At 47.0% G+C, this 525-nt stretch carries 1 protein-coding gene; it reads left to right on the top strand.

The window, feature by feature from the left end; genetic code table 11:
* Positions 1–525: RtcB family protein (locus GY683_RS06760; protein ID WP_297288012.1), on the top strand; the 525-nt coding region annotated here is incomplete at both ends.

The following is a 525-nucleotide window of genomic DNA, read 5'->3' as shown; positions in this document are numbered from 1 at the left end:
CTTGATGAAAATCAAGATGTATGGCTGATGCTACACTCAGGAAGTCGGGGTATTGGGAGCTGTATTGGTGAGTATTTTATCAGCCTTGCCAAAAAAGAAAACGAAACTCGCCTAGGTTATATCCCTGACCGTGAGCTGTCGTATTTTGCTCAAGGTTCGCCCTATTTTGATGATTATATAGAGGCGGTAGAATGGGCTCAAGATTACGCCATGGAAAACCGCCGTGAGATGATGCGACTGATTATTAAGGCACTTGGACATAGGGACGCACAGTTTCCCAAATTTAGCATTACCAAAGAGGCGATTAACTGTCATCATAATTATGTCAGTGAAGAGACGCATTTTGGTGAGACGGTGTATGTTACTCGTAAAGGTGCTATCAGTGCTTATCAGGGCGAGCTTGGTATTATCCCAGGCTCTATGGGGGCGAAATCCTATATCGTGCGTGGACGTGGCAACAGTGAGAGTTTTTGTTCGTGTTCGCATGGGGCGGGGCGTGCGATGAGCCGTGGCAAGGCGGTTAGG

Source organism: Moraxella sp., from assembly GCF_024227015.1.
Classification (GTDB): Bacteria; Pseudomonadota; Gammaproteobacteria; order Pseudomonadales; family Moraxellaceae; genus Moraxella.
Note: the sequence above shows the minus strand (reverse complement) of the source record. Positions and strands in the feature narration are given on the sequence as shown.